Origin of the sequence: Rhizobium leguminosarum (genome assembly GCF_001679785.1) — a bacterium.
GTDB lineage: Bacteria > Pseudomonadota > Alphaproteobacteria > Rhizobiales > Rhizobiaceae > Rhizobium > Rhizobium leguminosarum_R.
The window spans coordinates 943,353-960,010 of the sequence record NZ_CP016286.1; the positions used below are offsets into that span (position 1 = coordinate 943,353).

29 protein-coding genes are annotated in these 16,658 nt (G+C 59.9%); all 29 read left to right on the forward strand.

The features are described from left to right. Positions 1–17 precede the first annotated feature (17 nt). The 29 genes from tuf (at position 18) to BA011_RS04940 (ending at position 16,653) form a co-directional block, all read left to right on the forward strand. Positions 18–1,193, forward strand: coding sequence for an elongation factor Tu (gene tuf, locus BA011_RS04800; RefSeq protein ID WP_065279611.1), 1,176 nt, complete (start codon positions 18–20; stop codon positions 1,191–1,193). 154 nt (positions 1,194–1,347) lie between these two features. Next, the gene (gene rpsJ, locus BA011_RS04805; protein ID WP_003547547.1) at positions 1,348–1,656 is read left to right on the forward strand and encodes a 30S ribosomal protein S10; all 309 of its coding nucleotides are present in this window, start codon (positions 1,348–1,350) and stop codon (positions 1,654–1,656) included. 39 nt (positions 1,657–1,695) lie between these two features. Continuing rightward, on the forward strand, positions 1,696–2,337 hold the full coding sequence (rplC, locus tag BA011_RS04810; protein WP_003547548.1) for a 50S ribosomal protein L3: 642 nt from the start codon (positions 1,696–1,698) through the stop codon (positions 2,335–2,337). A 13-nt stretch (positions 2,338–2,350) separates the two neighbouring features. Further along, positions 2,351–2,971: a 50S ribosomal protein L4 gene (gene rplD / locus BA011_RS04815; RefSeq protein ID WP_003547549.1), complete on the forward strand. Its 621-nt coding sequence runs from the start codon at positions 2,351–2,353 to the stop codon at positions 2,969–2,971. Continuing rightward, positions 2,968–3,261, forward strand: a complete 294-nt coding sequence (locus BA011_RS04820; RefSeq protein ID WP_003547550.1) for a 50S ribosomal protein L23 — start codon at positions 2,968–2,970, stop codon at positions 3,259–3,261. The genes rplD and BA011_RS04820 overlap by 4 nt, the downstream gene beginning before the upstream one ends. Positions 3,262–3,272: 11 nt before the next feature. After that, complete coding sequence (rplB, locus tag BA011_RS04825; protein WP_003547551.1) at positions 3,273–4,109, forward strand: 50S ribosomal protein L2; 837 nt, start codon at positions 3,273–3,275, stop codon at positions 4,107–4,109. Positions 4,110–4,124: 15 nt separating this feature from the next. Further along, a complete protein-coding gene (rpsS, locus tag BA011_RS04830; protein WP_003547552.1) occupies positions 4,125–4,403 on the forward strand; it encodes a 30S ribosomal protein S19 in 279 nt (92 codons plus the stop codon). 2 nt (positions 4,404–4,405) lie between these two features. Then, positions 4,406–4,795: a 50S ribosomal protein L22 gene (gene rplV / locus BA011_RS04835; protein ID WP_003547553.1), complete on the forward strand. Its 390-nt coding sequence runs from the start codon at positions 4,406–4,408 to the stop codon at positions 4,793–4,795. After that, complete coding sequence (gene rpsC / locus BA011_RS04840; protein ID WP_003547554.1) at positions 4,795–5,526, forward strand: 30S ribosomal protein S3; 732 nt, start codon at positions 4,795–4,797, stop codon at positions 5,524–5,526. The genes rplV and rpsC overlap by 1 nt, the downstream gene beginning before the upstream one ends. A 36-nt stretch (positions 5,527–5,562) precedes the next feature. Further along, on the forward strand, positions 5,563–5,976 hold the full coding sequence (rplP, locus tag BA011_RS04845; RefSeq protein WP_003547555.1) for a 50S ribosomal protein L16: 414 nt from the start codon (positions 5,563–5,565) through the stop codon (positions 5,974–5,976). 12 nt (positions 5,977–5,988) lie between these two features. Further along, a complete protein-coding gene (gene rpmC / locus BA011_RS04850; RefSeq protein ID WP_003558545.1) occupies positions 5,989–6,189 on the forward strand; it encodes a 50S ribosomal protein L29 in 201 nt (66 codons plus the stop codon). A gap of 12 nt (positions 6,190–6,201) precedes the next feature. Continuing rightward, entirely contained in the window at positions 6,202–6,441 is a 240-nt protein-coding gene (rpsQ, locus tag BA011_RS04855; protein WP_003547557.1) for a 30S ribosomal protein S17, read from the forward strand. A gap of 259 nt (positions 6,442–6,700) precedes the next feature. Continuing rightward, the gene (gene rplN, locus BA011_RS04860; RefSeq protein WP_003547558.1) at positions 6,701–7,069 is read left to right on the forward strand and encodes a 50S ribosomal protein L14; all 369 of its coding nucleotides are present in this window, start codon (positions 6,701–6,703) and stop codon (positions 7,067–7,069) included. An 11-nt stretch (positions 7,070–7,080) separates the two neighbouring features. After that, positions 7,081–7,389: a 50S ribosomal protein L24 gene (gene rplX, locus BA011_RS04865; RefSeq protein WP_003547559.1), complete on the forward strand. Its 309-nt coding sequence runs from the start codon at positions 7,081–7,083 to the stop codon at positions 7,387–7,389. Continuing rightward, complete coding sequence (gene rplE, locus BA011_RS04870) at positions 7,382–7,939, forward strand: 50S ribosomal protein L5 (protein WP_027668957.1); 558 nt, start codon at positions 7,382–7,384, stop codon at positions 7,937–7,939. Before rplX ends, rplE begins: the two co-directional genes overlap by 8 nt. A gap of 32 nt (positions 7,940–7,971) precedes the next feature. Beyond that, positions 7,972–8,277, forward strand: a complete 306-nt coding sequence (gene rpsN / locus BA011_RS04875) for a 30S ribosomal protein S14 (RefSeq protein ID WP_003547561.1) — start codon at positions 7,972–7,974, stop codon at positions 8,275–8,277. Between the two features lie 12 nt (positions 8,278–8,289). Beyond that, on the forward strand, positions 8,290–8,688 hold the full coding sequence (gene rpsH / locus BA011_RS04880; RefSeq protein ID WP_065279612.1) for a 30S ribosomal protein S8: 399 nt from the start codon (positions 8,290–8,292) through the stop codon (positions 8,686–8,688). 42 nt (positions 8,689–8,730) lie between these two features. Beyond that, positions 8,731–9,264: a 50S ribosomal protein L6 gene (rplF, locus tag BA011_RS04885; protein WP_017963907.1), complete on the forward strand. Its 534-nt coding sequence runs from the start codon at positions 8,731–8,733 to the stop codon at positions 9,262–9,264. A 12-nt stretch (positions 9,265–9,276) separates the two neighbouring features. After that, positions 9,277–9,639, forward strand: a complete 363-nt coding sequence (gene rplR / locus BA011_RS04890; protein ID WP_003547564.1) for a 50S ribosomal protein L18 — start codon at positions 9,277–9,279, stop codon at positions 9,637–9,639. Positions 9,640–9,770: 131 nt separating this feature from the next. After that, positions 9,771–10,340, forward strand: coding sequence for a 30S ribosomal protein S5 (gene rpsE / locus BA011_RS04895; RefSeq protein WP_003547565.1), 570 nt, complete (start codon positions 9,771–9,773; stop codon positions 10,338–10,340). 14 nt (positions 10,341–10,354) lie between these two features. Continuing rightward, on the forward strand, positions 10,355–10,564 hold the full coding sequence (rpmD, locus tag BA011_RS04900; protein ID WP_003547566.1) for a 50S ribosomal protein L30: 210 nt from the start codon (positions 10,355–10,357) through the stop codon (positions 10,562–10,564). Between the two features lie 16 nt (positions 10,565–10,580). Further along, complete coding sequence (gene rplO, locus BA011_RS04905; RefSeq protein WP_065279613.1) at positions 10,581–11,057, forward strand: 50S ribosomal protein L15; 477 nt, start codon at positions 10,581–10,583, stop codon at positions 11,055–11,057. 234 nt (positions 11,058–11,291) lie between these two features. Beyond that, positions 11,292–12,632: a preprotein translocase subunit SecY gene (secY, locus tag BA011_RS04910; protein ID WP_003547569.1), complete on the forward strand. Its 1,341-nt coding sequence runs from the start codon at positions 11,292–11,294 to the stop codon at positions 12,630–12,632. After that, entirely contained in the window at positions 12,629–13,279 is a 651-nt protein-coding gene (locus BA011_RS04915; protein ID WP_065279614.1) for an adenylate kinase, read from the forward strand. The genes secY and BA011_RS04915 overlap by 4 nt, the downstream gene beginning before the upstream one ends. Before the next feature lie 221 nt (positions 13,280–13,500). Then, positions 13,501–13,869, forward strand: coding sequence for a 30S ribosomal protein S13 (rpsM, locus tag BA011_RS04920; RefSeq protein WP_011651425.1), 369 nt, complete (start codon positions 13,501–13,503; stop codon positions 13,867–13,869). 133 nt (positions 13,870–14,002) lie between these two features. Next, positions 14,003–14,392, forward strand: coding sequence for a 30S ribosomal protein S11 (gene rpsK / locus BA011_RS04925; RefSeq protein WP_003547577.1), 390 nt, complete (start codon positions 14,003–14,005; stop codon positions 14,390–14,392). Between the two features lie 97 nt (positions 14,393–14,489). After that, positions 14,490–15,500 carry a DNA-directed RNA polymerase subunit alpha gene (locus BA011_RS04930; RefSeq protein ID WP_003547579.1) on the forward strand — a complete coding sequence of 337 codons (1,011 nt, stop codon included), beginning with the start codon at positions 14,490–14,492 and terminating at the stop codon, positions 15,498–15,500. A 177-nt stretch (positions 15,501–15,677) separates the two neighbouring features. Next, positions 15,678–16,100: a 50S ribosomal protein L17 gene (rplQ, locus tag BA011_RS04935; protein ID WP_003558556.1), complete on the forward strand. Its 423-nt coding sequence runs from the start codon at positions 15,678–15,680 to the stop codon at positions 16,098–16,100. Positions 16,101–16,260: 160 nt separating this feature from the next. After that, positions 16,261–16,653, forward strand: coding sequence for a DUF2809 domain-containing protein (locus tag BA011_RS04940; protein ID WP_420493422.1), 393 nt, complete (start codon positions 16,261–16,263; stop codon positions 16,651–16,653). Positions 16,654–16,658: the final 5 nt, after the last annotated feature.

Consider the following 16,658-nt stretch of genomic DNA (forward strand, 5'->3'; position numbering starts at 1 on the left):
AAAACGGAGACCCGAAAATGGGAAAGAGTAAGTTTGAGCGCAACAAGCCGCACGTCAACATTGGCACGATTGGCCACGTTGACCACGGCAAGACGTCTCTGACGGCAGCGATCACGAAGTACTTCGGTGAGTACAAGGCGTACGACCAGATCGACGCGGCTCCGGAAGAAAAGGCGCGTGGCATCACGATTTCGACGGCCCACGTTGAATACGAGACGCCGGCCCGCCACTACGCCCACGTCGACTGCCCCGGCCACGCCGACTACGTCAAGAACATGATCACCGGTGCTGCCCAGATGGACGGCGCGATCCTGGTGTGCTCGGCCGCTGACGGCCCGATGCCGCAGACGCGCGAACACATCCTGCTCGCTCGCCAGGTTGGCGTTCCGGCAATCGTGGTGTTCCTGAACAAGGTTGACCAGGTTGACGACGCCGAGCTTCTCGAACTGGTCGAGCTCGAAGTGCGCGAACTGCTGTCGTCCTACGACTTCCCGGGCGACGATATCCCGATCGTCAAGGGTTCGGCGCTTGCTGCTCTCGAAGATTCGGACAAGAAGATCGGCGAGGATTCGATCCGCGAACTGATGGCCGCTGTCGACGCCTACATCCCGACGCCTGAGCGTCCGATCAACCTGCCGTTCCTGCTGCCGATCGAAGACGTGTTCTCGATCTCGGGCCGCGGCACGGTTGTGACCGGCCGCGTCGAGCGTGGCATCGTCAAGGTTGGCGAAGAAGTCGAGATCGTCGGCATCCGCCTGACGACGAAGACGACGGTGACCGGCGTTGAAATGTTCCGCAAGCTGCTCGATCAGGGCCAGGCTGGCGACAACATCGGCGCGCTGATCCGCGGCGTCACCCGTGACGGCGTTGAGCGTGGCCAGATTCTGTGCAAGCCGGGTTCGGTCAAGCCGCACAAGAAGTTCATGGCTGAAGCCTACATCCTGACGAAGGAAGAGGGTGGCCGTCATACGCCGTTCTTCACCAACTACCGTCCGCAGTTCTACTTCCGCACGACCGACGTGACGGGCATCGTGACGCTGCCGGAAGGTACGGAGATGGTCATGCCGGGCGACAACGTCACGGTATCGGTCGAGCTGATCGTTCCGATCGCGATGGAAGAAAAGCTGCGCTTCGCGATCCGCGAAGGCGGCCGCACCGTCGGCGCCGGTATCGTCGCGTCGATCGTCGAGTAATTAGCGGCTGGGCCACCTGGCCCAAGGAAAGGATAGGGACGCCGATCTCGGTGTCCCTCTCGATCTTTGAAACCGGTGGCCCGCTAACGTAACTGAAGGTAAGTCGTGTCCCTAAGCGGTGACACGCGGATAACAGACACAAGGATAAAGTCGAATGAACGGCCAGAATATCCGCATCCGCCTGAAGGCGTTCGATCACCGGATTCTCGACGCCTCCACGCGTGAGATCGTATCGACGGCTAAGCGCACCGGTGCAAGCGTCCGGGGCCCCGTTCCGCTTCCGACCCGCATCGAGAAGTTTACGGTCAACCGGTCCCCGCACATCGACAAGAAGAGCCGCGAACAGTTCGAGATGCGCACGCATAAGCGCCTTCTCGATATCGTTGACCCGACCCCGCAGACGGTAGACGCGCTGATGAAGCTCGATCTCGCCGCCGGTGTCGATGTTGAGATCAAGCTCTGAGACCTCGGGTCTTCGGGCTGAGTGAGAAGGATTGAACCGATGCGTTCAGGTGTGATTGCACAGAAGGTGGGAATGACCCGCGTCTATAACGACGCCGGCGAGCATGTCCCGGTAACGGTACTGCGTATGGAAGGCTGCCAGGTCGTAGCCACGCGCACTGTCGAAAAGAATGGCTATACCGCAGTTCAGCTCGGTGCCGGCCAGGCGAAGGTGAAGAACACGTCGAAGGCGATGCGCGGCAACTTTGCCATTGCCAACGTCGAGCCGAAGGCCAAGCTGACGGAATTCCGCGTGTCGGAAGATCAACTGCTCGAAGTCGGCACTGAGATCAAGGCGGGTCACTTTGCTGCCGGTCAGCTCGTCGACGTGACGGGCACGACGATCGGTAAGGGTTTTGCCGGCGCCATGAAGCGCCACGGTTTCGGCGGTCTGCGTGCTACGCACGGTGTGTCGGTGTCGCACCGTTCGCACGGTTCGACCGGCTCGCGCCAGGATCCGGGCAAGGTTTTCAAGAACAAGAAGATGGCTGGTCACATGGGCCAGACGCGCGTCACGACGCAGAACCTGGAAGTAGTTTCGACCGACGAAGATCGTGGTCTGATCCTGATCAAGGGTGCTGTTCCTGGTTCCAAGGGTGCTTGGATCATCGTGCGCGACGCCGTCAAGTCGGCCGCGAAGTAAGGGAGCCAGATCAATGGAATTCAACGTCAAGACCCTCGAGGGAAAAGACGCCGGGAAGGTTTCCCTTTCGGACGCGATTTTCGGCCTCGAGCCCCGCGAAGACATTCTCGCCCGCGTCATCCGCTGGCAGCTTGCCAAGAAGCAGCAGGGCACGCACAAGGCTAAGGGCCGCGCGGAAGTTTCGCGCACCGGCGCCAAGATGTACAAGCAGAAGGGTACGGGCCGCGCCCGCCACCATTCGGCTCGCGCTCCGCAGTTCCGCGGCGGCGGCAAGGCTCACGGCCCGGTTGTCCGCAGCCACGAGCACGATCTTCCGAAGAAGGTTCGCGCACTCGGCCTTCGCCACGCACTTTCGGCCAAGATCAAGGCCGATGACGTCATCGTCATCGACAACTTGGTTGCCGCTGAAGCCAAGACCAAGTCGCTCGCGTCCGTTTTCGAGACGCTCGGCCTGACCAACGCCCTCTTCATCGGCGGCGCAGAGCTTGATGGCAACTTCAAGCTCGCAGCTCAGAACATCCCGAACATCGATGTTCTGCCGATCCAGGGCATCAACGTTTACGATATCGTGCGCCGCGGCAAGCTCGTGCTTTCCAAGGCTGCGGTTGAAGCGCTAGAGGAGCGATTCAAGTGACCGATCTTCGCCACTACGATGTGATCGTCTCTCCGGCGATCACCGAAAAGTCCACGCTGGTATCCGAAAACAACCAGGTTGTTTTCAATGTCGCCAAGCAGGCGACGAAGCCGGAAATCAAGGCTGCGGTCGAGGCGCTGTTCGGCGTCAAGGTCACGGCTGTCAACACTCTGCTGCGCAAGGGCAAGACCAAGCGGTTCCGCGGTTTCGTCGGCAAGCAGAAGGACGTGAAGAAGGCTGTTGTGACGCTGGCTGAAGGCCAGACGATCGACGTCTCCACCGGTCTCTGAGGTATAAGAAAATGGCATTGAAAACTTTCAATCCGATCACCCCGAGCCAGCGCCAGCTGGTCATCGTCGACCGCTCGGCCCTCTACAAGGGCAAGCCGGTCAAGGCGCTGACGGAAGGTCTGACCAAGAGCGGCGGTCGTAACAACCTCGGCCGCATCACCGCCCGCTTCATCGGCGGCGGTCACAAGCGCACCTATCGTCTGATCGACTTCAAGCGTCGTAAGTTCGACGTCGAAGGCACGGTCGAGCGTATCGAATACGATCCGAACCGCACGGCTTTCATCGCGCTGGTCAACTATGCTGACGGCGAGAAGGCTTATATCCTCGCTCCTCAGCGCCTCGCTGCCGGTGACAAGGTCATCGCTTCCGAGAAGGCTGTCGACGTCAAGCCCGGCAACACCATGCCGCTGCAGTTCATCCCGGTCGGCTCCATCATCCACAACGTGGAAATGAAGCCGGGCAAGGGTGGTCAGATCGCTCGCTCCGCCGGTGGCTACGCACAGCTCGTCGGCCGCGACCAGGGCATGGCGATCCTTCGCCTGAACTCCGGTGAACAGCGTCTCGTCCATGGCTCCTGCCTTGCTTCGATCGGCGCCGTCTCCAACCCTGATCACGCCAACATCAACGACGGCAAGGCCGGTCGTACCGTTTGGCGCGGCAAGCGTCCGCATAACCGCGGTGTCGTCATGAACCCGGTCGACCATCCGCACGGCGGTGGCGAAGGCCGCACCTCCGGTGGTCGCCATCCGGTGACGCCGTGGGGCAAGCCGACCAAGGGCAAGCGCACCCGGTCGAACAAGTCGACCGACAAGATGATCATGCGCTCGCGTCATCAGCGTAAGAAGTAAGAGAGGAAGTCTCCAATGGCTCGTTCAGTATGGAAAGGTCCGTTCGTTGACGGCTATCTTCTCAAGAAGGCTGAGAAGGTTCGTGAAGGCGGTCGTAGTGAAGTGATCAAGATCTGGAGCCGTCGCTCCACGATCCTGCCGCAGTTCGTCGGTCTCACCTTCGGCGTCTACAACGGCAGCAAGCATATCCCGGTCAGCGTCAATGAAGACATGGTCGGCCACAAATTCGGTGAATTCTCTCCGACCCGCACCTACTACGGTCACGGCGCGGACAAGAAGGCGAAGAGGAAGTAACAATGGGCAAGGCAAAAGCCGAACGCCGGCTGAAGGACAACGAGGCGCAAGCAGTCGCCCGCACGCTCCGCGTCAGCCCCCAGAAGCTCAACCTGGTTGCTGCGGCTATTCGTGGCAAGAAGGTCGAGCGCGCACTCGCTGAGCTGGAGTTCTCCCGCAAGCGCATCGCAGGCGCCGTCAAGAAGACGCTCGAATCTGCGATCGCCAACGCCGAGAACAACCACGATCTCGACGTCGACTCGCTGGTTGTCGCCGAGGCCTATGTCGGCAAGTCGATCGTCATGAAGCGTTTCCACGCTCGTGGCCGCGGTCGCGCGTCGCGCATCGAAAAGCCCTTCGCGCACCTGACGATCGTCGTTCGTGAAGTGCAGGCAGCAGAGGAGGCCGCATAATGGGTCAGAAAATCAATCCAATCGGTTTCCGTCTCGGAATCAACCGTACCTGGGATAGCCGCTGGTTTGCGGATAATGCCGAGTACGGTCAGCTGCTGCACGAAGACCTGAAGATGCGCAAGTTCGTCATGAGCGAACTGAAGCAGGCCGGGATCTCCAAGGTGGTCATCGAGCGTCCGCACAAGAAGTGCCGCGTCACGATCCACTCGGCACGTCCGGGCCTGATCATCGGCCGCAAGGGCGCTGACATCGACAAGCTCCGCAAGAAGCTGTCGGAGATGACCAATTCGGAAACGCACCTCAACATCGTCGAAGTGCGCAAGCCCGAAGTCGATGCGACGCTGGTCGCTCAGTCGATCGCCCAGCAGCTCGAGCGTCGCGTGGCTTTCCGTCGCGCCATGAAGCGCGCCGTTCAGTCCGCGATGCGTCTTGGCGCCGAAGGCATCAAGATCACCTGCGCTGGCCGTCTCGGCGGCGCTGAAATCGCCCGTACGGAATGGTACCGCGAAGGTCGTGTGCCGTTGCACACGCTGCGCGCCGACATCGACTACGGCACGGCTGAAGCAGAAACCGCGTTCGGCATCTGCGGCATCAAGGTCTGGATCTTCAAGGGCGAAATCCTTGAGCATGATCCGATGGCTTCCGAGCGCCGCGCGATGGAAGGTGACGCCCAGGGTCCGGCAAGCCGTGATCGTGACCGCGACAGAGACCGTCGCCGCGACAACGCTTGATAGCGCGCGTGGCAGAGAAGTTCGGAGAATAAGAAAATGTTGCAGCCAAAGCGTACCAAGTACCGCAAGCAGTTCAAGGGCCGCATCAAGGGCGTCGCCAAGGGCGGTTCTGACCTGGCATTCGGCGAATTCGGCCTGAAGGCACAGGAACCCAACCGCGTCAATGCGCGCGAGATCGAAGCGGCCCGCCGCGCGATCACGCGTTATATGAAGCGCGCCGGCCGTGTATGGATCCGCGTGTTCCCGGACGTTCCGGTAACCAAAAAGCCGACCGAAGTCCGTATGGGTAAGGGTAAGGGCTCCGTTGAATATTGGGCATGCAAGGTCAAGCCTGGCCGTATGATGTTCGAGATCGACGGTGTCAGCGAAGAAATCGCCCGTGAGGCGCTTCGCCTCGGCTCTGCCAAGCTCTCGGTCAAGACGCGCTTCGTTCAGCGCATTGCAGAGTAAGGGATTGAGCTCATGAAAGCCTCAGACGTTCGCGCGTTCACCGCCGACCAACTCAAGGACGAGCTTGCCAAGCTGAAGAAGGAGCAGTTCAACCTGCGCTTCCAGAAGGCGACCGGCCAGCTCGAAAAGTCCTCGCGCATCAACGAAGTCCGCAAGGACATCGCCCGCGTGAAAACCATTGCCCGCCAGAAGGCGGCAGAAGTTAAGGCCTAAAGGAAGAAAAATATGCCGAAGCGCATCCTGCAGGGCGTCGTCGTTGGCGACAAGAACGAGAAGACGGTAGTGGTTCGTGTCGAGCGTCGTTTCGCTCACCCGCTGCTCCAGAAGACCGTTCGTCGTTCCAAGAAGTACAAGGCCCACGACGAGAACAATCAGTACAAGATTGGCGATACCGTATCCATCGAGGAATGCGCGCCGATCTCCAAGGACAAGCGCTGGACGGTGATTTCCGCCCAGGGCAAGTAACAGAATTTTGCGCGAGGCCTTGCGTCTCGCCGAAATATCTGTATGAAGCAGCGTCAGAACGCTCGAATGCCGGGCGTTCTTTTGCTTTGAGCGCACGGAAGGTCCCGTTCGGGAAACCACCCTGGCACGATCGATCCCGCGCTATTCAGCTATTGCCGCGTCTGTGCTGCCGTCATGGCAACTCGGCCGGCGAAAATTTTCATAAGCCGGAGTAGGGGGCTAGCCCAACCATTCCGGTAAACCAAGAAGGCGACCTGATATGATTCAGATGCAAACAAACCTCGACGTCGCGGATAATTCCGGCGCACGTCGTGTCATGTGCATCAAGGTGCTGGGCGGCTCGAAGCGCAAGTATGCCTCGATCGGCGACGTCATCGTCGTTTCGATCAAGGAAGCGATCCCGCGCGGCCGCGTGAAGAAGGGTGACGTGATGAAGGCGGTTGTCGTTCGCACCGCCAAGGACATCCGTCGTGCAGATGGCTCCGTCATCCGCTTCGACACCAACGCAGCAGTCCTCATCGACAACAAGAAAGAGCCGATCGGCACCCGTATCTTCGGACCGGTTCCGCGCGAACTTCGCGCCAAGAACCACATGAAGATCATCTCGCTGGCTCCCGAAGTACTGTAAGGAGCGAAGCGATGCAGAAGATTCGTAAGGGCGACAAGGTCGTCATGCTCGCTGGCAAGGACAAGGGCCGTACCGGCGAAGTTGTCCAGGTCATGCCGAAGGAAGATCGTGCCGTTGTTCGTGGCGTCAACGTCGTCAAGCGCCACCAGCGCCAGACGCAGACCCAGGAAGCCGGCATCATCAACAAGGAAGCCCCGGTTCACCTGTCCAACGTTGCAATCATCGACAAGGACGGCAAGCCGACCCGCGTCGGTTTCAAGGTTGTTGACGGCAAGAAGGTCCGTGTGGCCAAGCGTTCTGGAGAAGTGATCGATGGCTGAGGCAAAATATGAGCCGCGGCTCAAGAAGGAATATGTCGAGCGCATCCGCAAGGCGTTGCAGGAGCAGTTCTCCTACGCCAACGAGATGATGATTCCGAAGCTCGACAAGATCGTGATCAACATGGGTGTCGGCGAAGCGACCGCTGACTCGAAGAAGCCGACGGTAGCTGCCGCCGACCTCGCAGCGATTGCCGGCCAGAAGCCGGTCATCACCCGCGCACGTAACTCTATCGCGGGCTTCAAGGTCCGCGAACAGATGCCGATCGGCGCGAAGGTCACCCTGCGCGGCGCCCGCATGTACGAGTTCTTGGACCGTCTCGTGAACATCGCGCTCCCGCGCGTTCGCGACTTCCGCGGCCTGAACCCGAAAAGCTTTGACGGCCGTGGCAACTTCGCCATGGGCATCAAGGAGCACATTGTGTTCCCTGAGATCAACTACGACAAGGTTGATCAGATGTGGGGCATGGACATCATCGTTTGCACGACGGCGACGACCGACGACGAAGCACGGGCTCTTCTGAAAGAGTTCAGCTTCCCGTTCCGTCAATAACCGTAACGACGAGCGTAGAAAAGGAACCTGACATGGCGAAGACAAGCGCAGTTGAAAAGAACAAGCGCCGCCGTACTACGGTCGCTAACCAGGCCGCTAAGCGGGCTGGGTTGAAGGCGATCATCATGAACCAGGCTCTTCCGATCGAAGAGCGGTTCAAGGCCTCGATCAAGCTGGCATCCCTGCCGCGTGATGGATCGAAGACCCGTATTCGCAACCGTTGCGAAGTTTCGGGGCGTCCGCGCGCATATTACCGCAAACTGCGCATGTCGCGTATTGCGCTGCGTGAACTCGGCAATCTCGGCAAGGTGCCGGGTATCGTCAAGTCGAGCTGGTAAGGAGCAGGTTACATGACAATGACTGATCCGTTGGGCGACATGCTCACTCGCATCCGTAACGGCGCTTCCCGCCGCAAGTCGTCGGTCTCGACGCCTGCTTCGAAGCTCCGTGCACGTGTTCTCGATGTTCTGCAGTCCGAAGGCTACATCCGTGGCTATTCCGTTGTCGATTTCGGCAATGGCAAGTCGGAACTCAGCATCGAGCTGAAATATTATGAAGGCGCATCGGTGATCCGTGAGATCGGCCGTGTGTCCAAGCCGGGCCGCCGGGTTTATGTCTCGGTCAAGTCCATTCCGCAGGTCGCGAACGGTCTCGGCATCACCATCCTTTCGACCCCGAAGGGTGTGATGGCCGATCACCAGGCTCGCGAAGAGAACGTTGGTGGCGAGGTTCTTTGCTCGGTCTTCTAAGATCGGGCAGGGATCTCCATAGCGAACAGACAGGATTGAAACATGTCTCGTATCGGTAAGAAGCCCGTTCAGGTACCTGCTGGGATCACGGCTACGGTCGATGGCCAGAAGGTGACTGCAAAGGGCCCGAAGGGCGAGCTGTTTTTCGTTGCTAACGACGAAATCAGCCTCAAGCTTGAAAATAACGCCGTCGTCGTGACGCCGGTGAACCAGACCAAGGATGCGCGCGCAAAGTGGGGCATGTCCCGCACGATGATCGAAGGCATCTTCAAGGGCGTCAAGGACGGTTTCGAGCGCAAGCTTGAAATCAACGGCGTCGGTTACCGCGCCGCCATGCAGGGCAAGAACCTGCAGTTGGCCCTCGGTTTCAGCCACGACGTGATCTACGAGCCGCCGGTCGGTATCTCGATCGTTGTTCCGAAGCCGACGGAAATCGTCGTCAGCGGCATCAACAAGCAGCAGGTCGGTCAGGTTGCCGCCGAAATCCGCGAATATCGCGGTCCCGAGCCCTACAAGGGCAAGGGCGTCAAGTACGCTGACGAGCGGATCGTCCGCAAAGAAGGCAAGAAGAAGTAAGGATCACGCGAAATGGCTAGCAGGAAAGAAGCACTTGCACGTCGTGCCAACCGCGTGCGCCGTCATCTCAAGTCGGTGGCCAATGGCCGTCCGCGCCTGTCGGTTCATCGCTCCTCGAAGAACATCTACGCCCAGGTCATCGATGATGTGGCCGGCAAGACGCTTGCGTCTGCCTCCACCCTCGAGAAGGATCTGCGCGGTTCTCTGAAGACCGGTGCCGATACCGCCGCCGCTACCGTTGTGGGCAAGCTCCTCGCAGAGCGCGCCTCCAAGGCCGGTGTTACGGAAGTCGTGTTCGACCGTGGCGCCTTCATCTATCACGGCCGCATCAAGGCTCTCGCCGAAGCGGCCCGCGAAGGCGGTCTCACCTTCTGATCAGTTTCCGGCCGGACGCCTCAAGCGCCGGCCGGATTTTCGCCGGACCGCAGGCACTCTCCGAAAGGGGAGGCTGATGCGGTCCACATTTGTTTGCCGATTGCACCCGGAAAAGAAAAAGGAAGAGGACAATGGCACAGGAAAGAAGGCCGCAGCGGGACGACCGCCAGAGCCGTGAAGAGCGCGATAGCGAATTCGTCGACAAGCTTGTCGCGATCAACCGCGTCGCCAAGGTCGTCAAGGGCGGCCGTCGTTTCGGTTTCGCAGCCCTCGTCGTCGTCGGCGACCAGAAGGGCCGCGTCGGCTTCGGCCATGGCAAGGCACGTGAAGTGCCGGAAGCCATCCGCAAGGCAACCGAAGCCGCCAAGCGCGAACTGATCTTCGTACCGCTGCGTGACGGCCGTACGCTCCATCACGACGTTCATGGCCGCCACGGCGCCGGCAAGGTTCTGCTGCGCTCGGCCAAGGTCGGTACCGGCATCATCGCCGGCGGCCCGATGCGCGCCGTATTCGAGACGCTCGGCATGCACGACGTCGTCGCCAAGTCGACCGGTTCGTCGAACCCCTACAACATGGTTCGCGCCACCTTCGACGCTCTGAAGCACCAGGTTCACCCGAAGGACATCGCAGCTCAGCGCGGCATCAAGTATGCAACGCTGCAGGCTCGTCGTAGCGCCTCCGGCAACGCCTCTGAAGAATAAGAGGAGTTTGACAGATGGCCAAGGCTACCAAGAAGGCTGAAGCGAAGACTGTCACGATCGAACAGATCGGCAGCCCGATTCGCCGTCCGGATGTCCAGCAGCGCACGCTGATCGGTCTCGGATTGAACAAGATGCACCGTCGCCGCACGCTGGAGGATACCCCTTCCGTTCGTGGCATGATCCGTGCTGTCCAGCATCTCGTTCGCGTCGTCGACGAGAAGTGAGACGGAGGAAACGCTCATGAAACTCAATGAAATTAAAGACAACGAAGGCTCGACCCACAGCCGCAAGCGCCTCGGCCGCGGTATCGGCTCGGGTTCCGGCAAGACTGGTGGCCGCGGCGTGAAGGGTCAGAAGTCCCGTTCGGGCGTCGCCATCAATGGCTTCGAGGGCGGCCAGATGCCGATCTATCGTCGCCTGCCGAAGCGCGGCTTCAACAACATTTTCGCTTCCGATTTTGTTGTCGTGTCGCTGGCCCGCATCCAGACGGCGATTGACGCCGGCAAGCTCGATGCCAAGACGACCGTTGACGCAGCTGCCCTCAAGGCTGCTGGTGTCATCCGCCGCGTCAAGGACGGCGTTCGCATTCTCGCCGACGGCGAGATCAAGGCCAAGATCACCATCGTCGTTGCAGGCGCCTCAAAGCCTGCCGTCGAGAAGATCGAAAAGGCCGGCGGCACCGTGACGCTGCTTTCGGCTCCGGCTGCAGCCGAATAATAATCTGATGATATATCGCCCGGGGTGCTTCACACCGGGCGATTTTGCTCCCATATGTGGGCCTCACAAAAACTTGGCTGGCGCGCCCGCGTCATGCCGGTAAGACTCGAAAACAAGGGTGAGGCATGGGGTTGCGTTGCAATCCGTCCTAAGCCCGGTTTTGAATAATTTCATACTGATTCCGGGTCCGGTCTGTCCCCCAGAGACGCCGGAATTGGTAGCGCGGAGAAACGCATGGCTTCTGCAGCGGAACAATTGGCATCCAACCTCAATTTTTCGACCTTCGCCAAAGCCGAGGATTTGAAGAAGCGCTTGTGGTTCACACTGGCAGCTCTCCTCGTCTACCGACTTGGCACGCATATTCCGCTTCCAGGCCTCAATCCTGAAGCCTATGCCCAGGCTTTCCGCGGCCAGGCAGGCGGCATTCTCGGCCTTTTCAACATGTTTTCGGGCGGCGCCGTTGAGCGCATGGCGATCTTCGCGCTCGGCATCATGCCCTATATCTCTGCCTCGATCATCGTGCAGCTGATGACTTCGGTCGTGCCGGCGCTCGAAAACCTCAAGAAGGAAGGCGAGCAGGGCCGTAAGATCATCAACCAGTATACCCGCTACGGTACCGTTATCCTCGGTGCGCTGCAGGCCTATGGCATTGCCGCCGGCCTTGAAAGCGGCCAAGGCTTGGTCGTCGATCCGGGCTGGTTCTTCCGCGTCTCCACCGTTCTGACGCTGCTCGGCGGCACGATGTTCCTGATGTGGCTCGGCGAGCAGATCACGTCGCGCGGCATCGGCAACGGCATCTCGCTGATCATCTTCGCCGGCATCGCTGCCGGCCTTCCCACAGCTCTTGCCGGCACGCTCGAACTCGGCCGCACCGGCGCGCTATCGACCCCGCTGATCCTGCTCGTGATCATCGTCGCGATCGCCGTCATTGCCATCATCGTCTTCGTCGAGCGCGCCCAGCGCCGACTGCTGATCCAGTATCCGAAGCGCCAGGTCGGCAACCGGATGTTCCAGGGCGATACGTCCCACCTGCCGTTGAAACTCAACACATCAGGTGTCATTCCGGCAATCTTCGCATCGTCGCTGCTGCTTCTGCCGGCAACGATTGCGGGCTTTGCCAGCACCACGGCAATGCCCTCCTGGGCGACATCGATCGTCGCGGCCCTCGGTCATGGCCAGCCACTCTATATGGTGCTCTATGCGGCGCTGATCGCCTTCTTCGCCTTCTTCTACACGGCCATCGTTTTCAATCCGAAGGATACGGCTGATAATCTGAAGAAGCATGGCGGCTTCATTCCCGGCATCCGTCCGGGCGACCGCACCGCCGAATATATCGACTACGTGCTGACCCGAATCACGGTGATCGGCGCGCTCTATCTGGTCTTCGTCTGCATCCTTCCGGAGATATTGGTGTCGCAAACCGGCATCCCATTAGCCCTTGGTGGGACTTCGCTTTTGATCGTGGTTAGCGTAACTCTTGATACGGTTGCACAGATCCAGGGTCACTTGATCGCGCAGCAATACGAAGGCCTGATCAAGAAATCGAAGTTGCGTGGAGGAAAGAGGGGGCGATGAGACTTATCCTTTTGGGGCCGCCGGGCGCGGGTAAGGGAACCCAGGCCCAGCGGATCGTGGAAAAGCACGGCATTCCACAGCTTTCCACGGGGGACATGCTGCGTGCAGCGGTTAACGCCGGCACCGATGTCGGCAAGCGTGCGAAGGCGGTCATGGACGCCGGCAAGCTCGTCTCGGATGAGATCGTCATTGCCATCGTTTCCGAGCGTATCGATCAACCCGATTGTGCCAACGGCTTCATCCTCGACGGCTTCCCCAGGACGCTCGTCCAGGCGGACGCCACCGAGGCGATGCTGAAGGCAAAAGGTCTCGGCCTCTCCGTTGTCATCGAATTCCGTGTCAATGACGACGAGTTGGTTCGTCGCGTTGCCGGTCGCTATTCCTGTGCACAGTGTGGCAGCGTCTATCACGATACCGATAAGGTTCCGGCTGCCGAAGGCGTCTGCGACAAGTGCGGTTCCACGCACTTCAAGCGCCGTCCTGATGACACTCCGGAGACCATGACGGCTCGTCTGCAGGTCTACTACAAGGAGACCTCACCGCTGATCGGCTATTACCATGCCAAGGGCAAGCTCAAGTCCGTGGACGGCATGGCAGAGATCGATCAGGTGACCGCTGAGGTCGAAAGCATTCTTTCCAAGCTTTAAGGCTTTGAAAATAAACTTGGCGGAACGGTTGCTTTTCAGCAGTGATTCCGCTAAACACCGCGCCAACTCGCGACATTCCATGCGATCGGCGCGGATTTCCCAGGGAAGTCCGGGTGCGGTCGTTTTGACATGTTGCGGACGTAAATCTGAACGGGCGGTTCTTAGAGCCGCATAACGAAGCCCACTTGCCGGATGGCAACTGGAATGCAAGGAGAACAGGCGTGGCACGTATCGCTGGCGTCAACATCCCGACTGCGAAGCGCGTTGTTATCGCGCTGACCTACATTCACGGGATCGGTCCGAAATTCGCACAGGAAATCGTCGCAAAGGTCGGTATCCCGGCCGAACGTCGTGTGCATCAGCTGACGGACGCAGAAGTCCTTCAGATCCGCGAAGCCATCGACCGTGACTATCAGGTCGAAGGCGATCTTCGTCGCGATACCGCGATGAACATCAAGCGCCTGATGGACCTCGGCTGCTACCGCGGCCTGCGTCATCGCCGCGGCCTTCCGGTCCGCGGTCAGCGCACGCATACCAATGCCCGCACCCGCAAGGGCCCGGCAAAGGCAATCGCTGGCAAGAAGAAGTAATTTCCGGGAAACCGGGGTGGGGAGGCTGGCGGTCTGCGCCGGCCTCTTTTGAGTTTGGAGCGGGACCATATAGGCGCCGTTCCGGTGTAGCCGCTGGCATTACGGCGGTGAAGAGATCAACGAAAGGAATACCATGGCTAAGGAAGCCGTCCGCGTTCGCCGTCGCGAGCGCAAGAACATCTCGTCGGGTGTCGCTCACGTCAACTCGACCTTCAACAACACGATGATCACCATCACCGATGCGCAGGGCAATGCGATCGCTTGGTCGTCGGCTGGCGCCAAGGGCTTCAAGGGCTCGCGCAAGTCGACCCCGTTCGCTGCCCAGATCGCTGCCGAAGACTGCGCCAAGAAGGCCCAGGAGCACGGCATGAAGTCGCTGGAAGTCGAAGTCTGCGGTCCGGGTTCGGGTCGTGAATCGGCTCTGCGCGCGCTCCAGGCTGCGGGTTTCATGATCACGTCCATCCGCGACGTGACCCCGATCCCGCACAATGGCTGCCGTCCGCGCAAGAAGCGCCGCGTCTGATCATCGCTCTCGTCACCGGTGAGCGCCTGCGCGCTCCCGGTGGTTTTCAAGCTCGGTTGCCACGATTGGATGGTGGCAACGAACGGAAGGCAAACTCATGATTCAGAAGAACTGGCAGGAACTGATCAAGCCGAACAAGGTGGAGTTCTCTTCGAGCTCGCGCACCAGGGCGACGCTTGTTGCCGAACCGCTGGAGCGCGGCTTCGGCCTCACCCTCGGCAACGCGCTTCGCCGCGTTCTGCTCTCCTCGCTGCGCGGTGCTGCCGTCACGGCGGTGCAGATCGATGGCGTGCTGCATGAATTCTCCTCGATTCCGGGCGTCCGCGAAGACGTCACGGACATCGTGCTCAACATCAAGGAAATCGCCATCAAGATGGATGGCGATGATGCAAAACGCATGGTCGTGCGTAAGCAGGGCCCGGGTGTTGTCACGGCTGGCGACATTCAGACGGTCGGCGATATCGAAATCCTCAACCCCGAGCATGTCATCTGCACGCTCGACGAGGGCGCCGAGATCCGCATGGAATTCACCGTCAACAACGGCAAGGGCTACGTTCCGGCCGAACGCAATCGTGCGGAAGACGCTCCGATCGGTCTCATCCCGGTCGACAGCCTCTATTCGCCGGTCAAGAAGGTGTCCTACAAGGTTGAAAATACCCGCGAAGGACAGGTTCTCGACTACGACAAGCTGAACATGACCATCGAAACCGATGGCTCGATCACTGGCGAAGACGCCGTCGCTTTTGCGGCGCGCATCCTCCAGGATCAGCTTGGCGTCTTCGTCAACTTCGACGAGCCGCAGAAGGAAACCGAAGAGGAAGCAGTCACCGAACTCGCTTTCAATCCGGCTCTCCTGAAGAAGGTGGACGAACTCGAACTGTCGGTCCGTTCGGCAAACTGCCTGAAGAACGACAACATCGTCTACATCGGCGACCTCATTCAGAAGACCGAAGCAGAAATGCTCCGCACACCGAATTTTGGTCGCAAGTCGCTGAACGAAATCAAGGAAGTTCTCGCTTCCATGGGCCTGCACCTCGGCATGGAAGTGCCGGCATGGCCGCCCGAGAACATCGAAGATCTCGCCAAGCGTTACGAAGACCAGTACTGAGCGGCGTGAGGAAAAGTGTAAAGCGGTTTTCCGCTCGCACGCCGATCGCAAGAACATAACAAAAGGCAGGCTCTTTCGGCTGCCTTTCCCCGTCAAACAGCAGGCCGATCGCCTGCATGTGCCAGGAAACGGCAGGCCCACTTAGCGTAAGGGCACCTGCATTAAAGGAGAATAGCAATGCGCCATGGTAAAGCCGGCCGCAAGCTGAATAGAACTGCAAGCCACCGCAAGGCGATGTTCGCCAACATGGCGGCTTCGCTGATTACCCACGAGCAGATCGTCACGACCCTGCCGAAGGCCAAGGAAATCCGTCCGATCGTCGAGAAGCTCGTCACGCTCGGCAAGCGCGGCGACCTGCATGCTCGCCGTCAGGCGATCTCGCAGATCCGCGATGCCGCTGTCGTCTCGAAGCTGTTCGACACGATCGCAACGCGCTACGCCACCCGCAACGGCGGCTACCTGCGCATCATGAAGGCCGGCTTCCGTCAGGGCGACAATGCCGCCATGGCCGTGATCGAATTCGTTGATCGCGATGCCTATGCCAAGGGCGCAGCCGACAAGGCCCGCGTCGCTGCCGAAGAGCAGGCTGTCGCCGCTTAAATCCTCCGCTCCGGCGGAAACAGAACAGCCGGGCTGCAAAGCCCGGCTGTTTTTGTTTCTGCACGACAGCGCCGCGCTTCTTTTCAGATCAGCCGTTAAACCGGCTGAGGTGCAGATAGGACAGGTTCATTTGCGCGAAGTCTTTGAAAATCGTCGTCGAGTGCAGTTCCTCCGTCTCATAGCCCTGCTTGCGGTTATTGCGCTCGGGCTGGCGCTCAGACGGTTTGGCTATGCGGCCGATCTGCCCTTCATTGTCGTCAAATATGGTGGATCGGCACTCTGGGGAGCGATGGTCTATCTGCTCGTGGCGCTCTTTGTCGCAAGGTCACGGCCGGCGGCAATTGCTGTCACGGCGCTGTTCATAGCGATCTCGGTGGAATTGTTCCGGCTCTATCACACGCCCTGGCTCGACACGTTTCGGCTGACCACGGCAGGCGCCCTGCTGCTTGGCCGAGTCTTTTCGCTTTGGAACATGCTGGCTTATGCAATCGGCGTTGCTGCGGCCTGCGCCTTCGATCCGGCACGCCGGACTGCGTTGCGTCCTCGCGGCTAAACCTG

What these genes read in the sequence shown, in the direction of transcription:
- rplX (WP_003547559.1), top strand. Translation starts at nt 7,081, where the DNA reads ATGCAGAAGATTCGTAAGGGCGACAAGGTCGTCATGCTCGCTGGCAAG.
- rplO (WP_065279613.1), top strand. Translation starts at nt 10,581, where the DNA reads ATGAAACTCAATGAAATTAAAGACAACGAAGGCTCGACCCACAGCCGC.
- rplP (WP_003547555.1), top strand. Translation starts at nt 5,563, where the DNA reads ATGTTGCAGCCAAAGCGTACCAAGTACCGCAAGCAGTTCAAGGGCCGC.
- rpsK (WP_003547577.1), top strand. Translation starts at nt 14,003, where the DNA reads ATGGCTAAGGAAGCCGTCCGCGTTCGCCGTCGCGAGCGCAAGAACATC.
- rplF (WP_017963907.1), top strand. Translation starts at nt 8,731, where the DNA reads ATGTCTCGTATCGGTAAGAAGCCCGTTCAGGTACCTGCTGGGATCACG.
- BA011_RS04930 (WP_003547579.1), top strand. Translation starts at nt 14,490, where the DNA reads ATGATTCAGAAGAACTGGCAGGAACTGATCAAGCCGAACAAGGTGGAG.
- BA011_RS04915 (WP_065279614.1), top strand. Translation starts at nt 12,629, where the DNA reads ATGAGACTTATCCTTTTGGGGCCGCCGGGCGCGGGTAAGGGAACCCAG.
- rpsN (WP_003547561.1), top strand. Translation starts at nt 7,972, where the DNA reads ATGGCGAAGACAAGCGCAGTTGAAAAGAACAAGCGCCGCCGTACTACG.
- rplV (WP_003547553.1), top strand. Translation starts at nt 4,406, where the DNA reads ATGGGCAAGGCAAAAGCCGAACGCCGGCTGAAGGACAACGAGGCGCAA.
- rpsQ (WP_003547557.1), top strand. Translation starts at nt 6,202, where the DNA reads ATGCCGAAGCGCATCCTGCAGGGCGTCGTCGTTGGCGACAAGAACGAG.
- rplD (WP_003547549.1), top strand. Translation starts at nt 2,351, where the DNA reads ATGGAATTCAACGTCAAGACCCTCGAGGGAAAAGACGCCGGGAAGGTT.
- secY (WP_003547569.1), top strand. Translation starts at nt 11,292, where the DNA reads ATGGCTTCTGCAGCGGAACAATTGGCATCCAACCTCAATTTTTCGACC.
- rpmD (WP_003547566.1), top strand. Translation starts at nt 10,355, where the DNA reads ATGGCCAAGGCTACCAAGAAGGCTGAAGCGAAGACTGTCACGATCGAA.
- rplB (WP_003547551.1), top strand. Translation starts at nt 3,273, where the DNA reads ATGGCATTGAAAACTTTCAATCCGATCACCCCGAGCCAGCGCCAGCTG.
- rpsC (WP_003547554.1), top strand. Translation starts at nt 4,795, where the DNA reads ATGGGTCAGAAAATCAATCCAATCGGTTTCCGTCTCGGAATCAACCGT.
- rpmC (WP_003558545.1), top strand. Translation starts at nt 5,989, where the DNA reads ATGAAAGCCTCAGACGTTCGCGCGTTCACCGCCGACCAACTCAAGGAC.
- rplQ (WP_003558556.1), top strand. Translation starts at nt 15,678, where the DNA reads ATGCGCCATGGTAAAGCCGGCCGCAAGCTGAATAGAACTGCAAGCCAC.
- rpsE (WP_003547565.1), top strand. Translation starts at nt 9,771, where the DNA reads ATGGCACAGGAAAGAAGGCCGCAGCGGGACGACCGCCAGAGCCGTGAA.
- rpsS (WP_003547552.1), top strand. Translation starts at nt 4,125, where the DNA reads ATGGCTCGTTCAGTATGGAAAGGTCCGTTCGTTGACGGCTATCTTCTC.
- rplE (WP_027668957.1), top strand. Translation starts at nt 7,382, where the DNA reads ATGGCTGAGGCAAAATATGAGCCGCGGCTCAAGAAGGAATATGTCGAG.
- rplR (WP_003547564.1), top strand. Translation starts at nt 9,277, where the DNA reads ATGGCTAGCAGGAAAGAAGCACTTGCACGTCGTGCCAACCGCGTGCGC.
- rpsH (WP_065279612.1), top strand. Translation starts at nt 8,290, where the DNA reads ATGACAATGACTGATCCGTTGGGCGACATGCTCACTCGCATCCGTAAC.
- rplN (WP_003547558.1), top strand. Translation starts at nt 6,701, where the DNA reads ATGATTCAGATGCAAACAAACCTCGACGTCGCGGATAATTCCGGCGCA.
- rpsJ (WP_003547547.1), top strand. Translation starts at nt 1,348, where the DNA reads ATGAACGGCCAGAATATCCGCATCCGCCTGAAGGCGTTCGATCACCGG.
- tuf (WP_065279611.1), top strand. Translation starts at nt 18, where the DNA reads ATGGGAAAGAGTAAGTTTGAGCGCAACAAGCCGCACGTCAACATTGGC.
- rplC (WP_003547548.1), top strand. Translation starts at nt 1,696, where the DNA reads ATGCGTTCAGGTGTGATTGCACAGAAGGTGGGAATGACCCGCGTCTAT.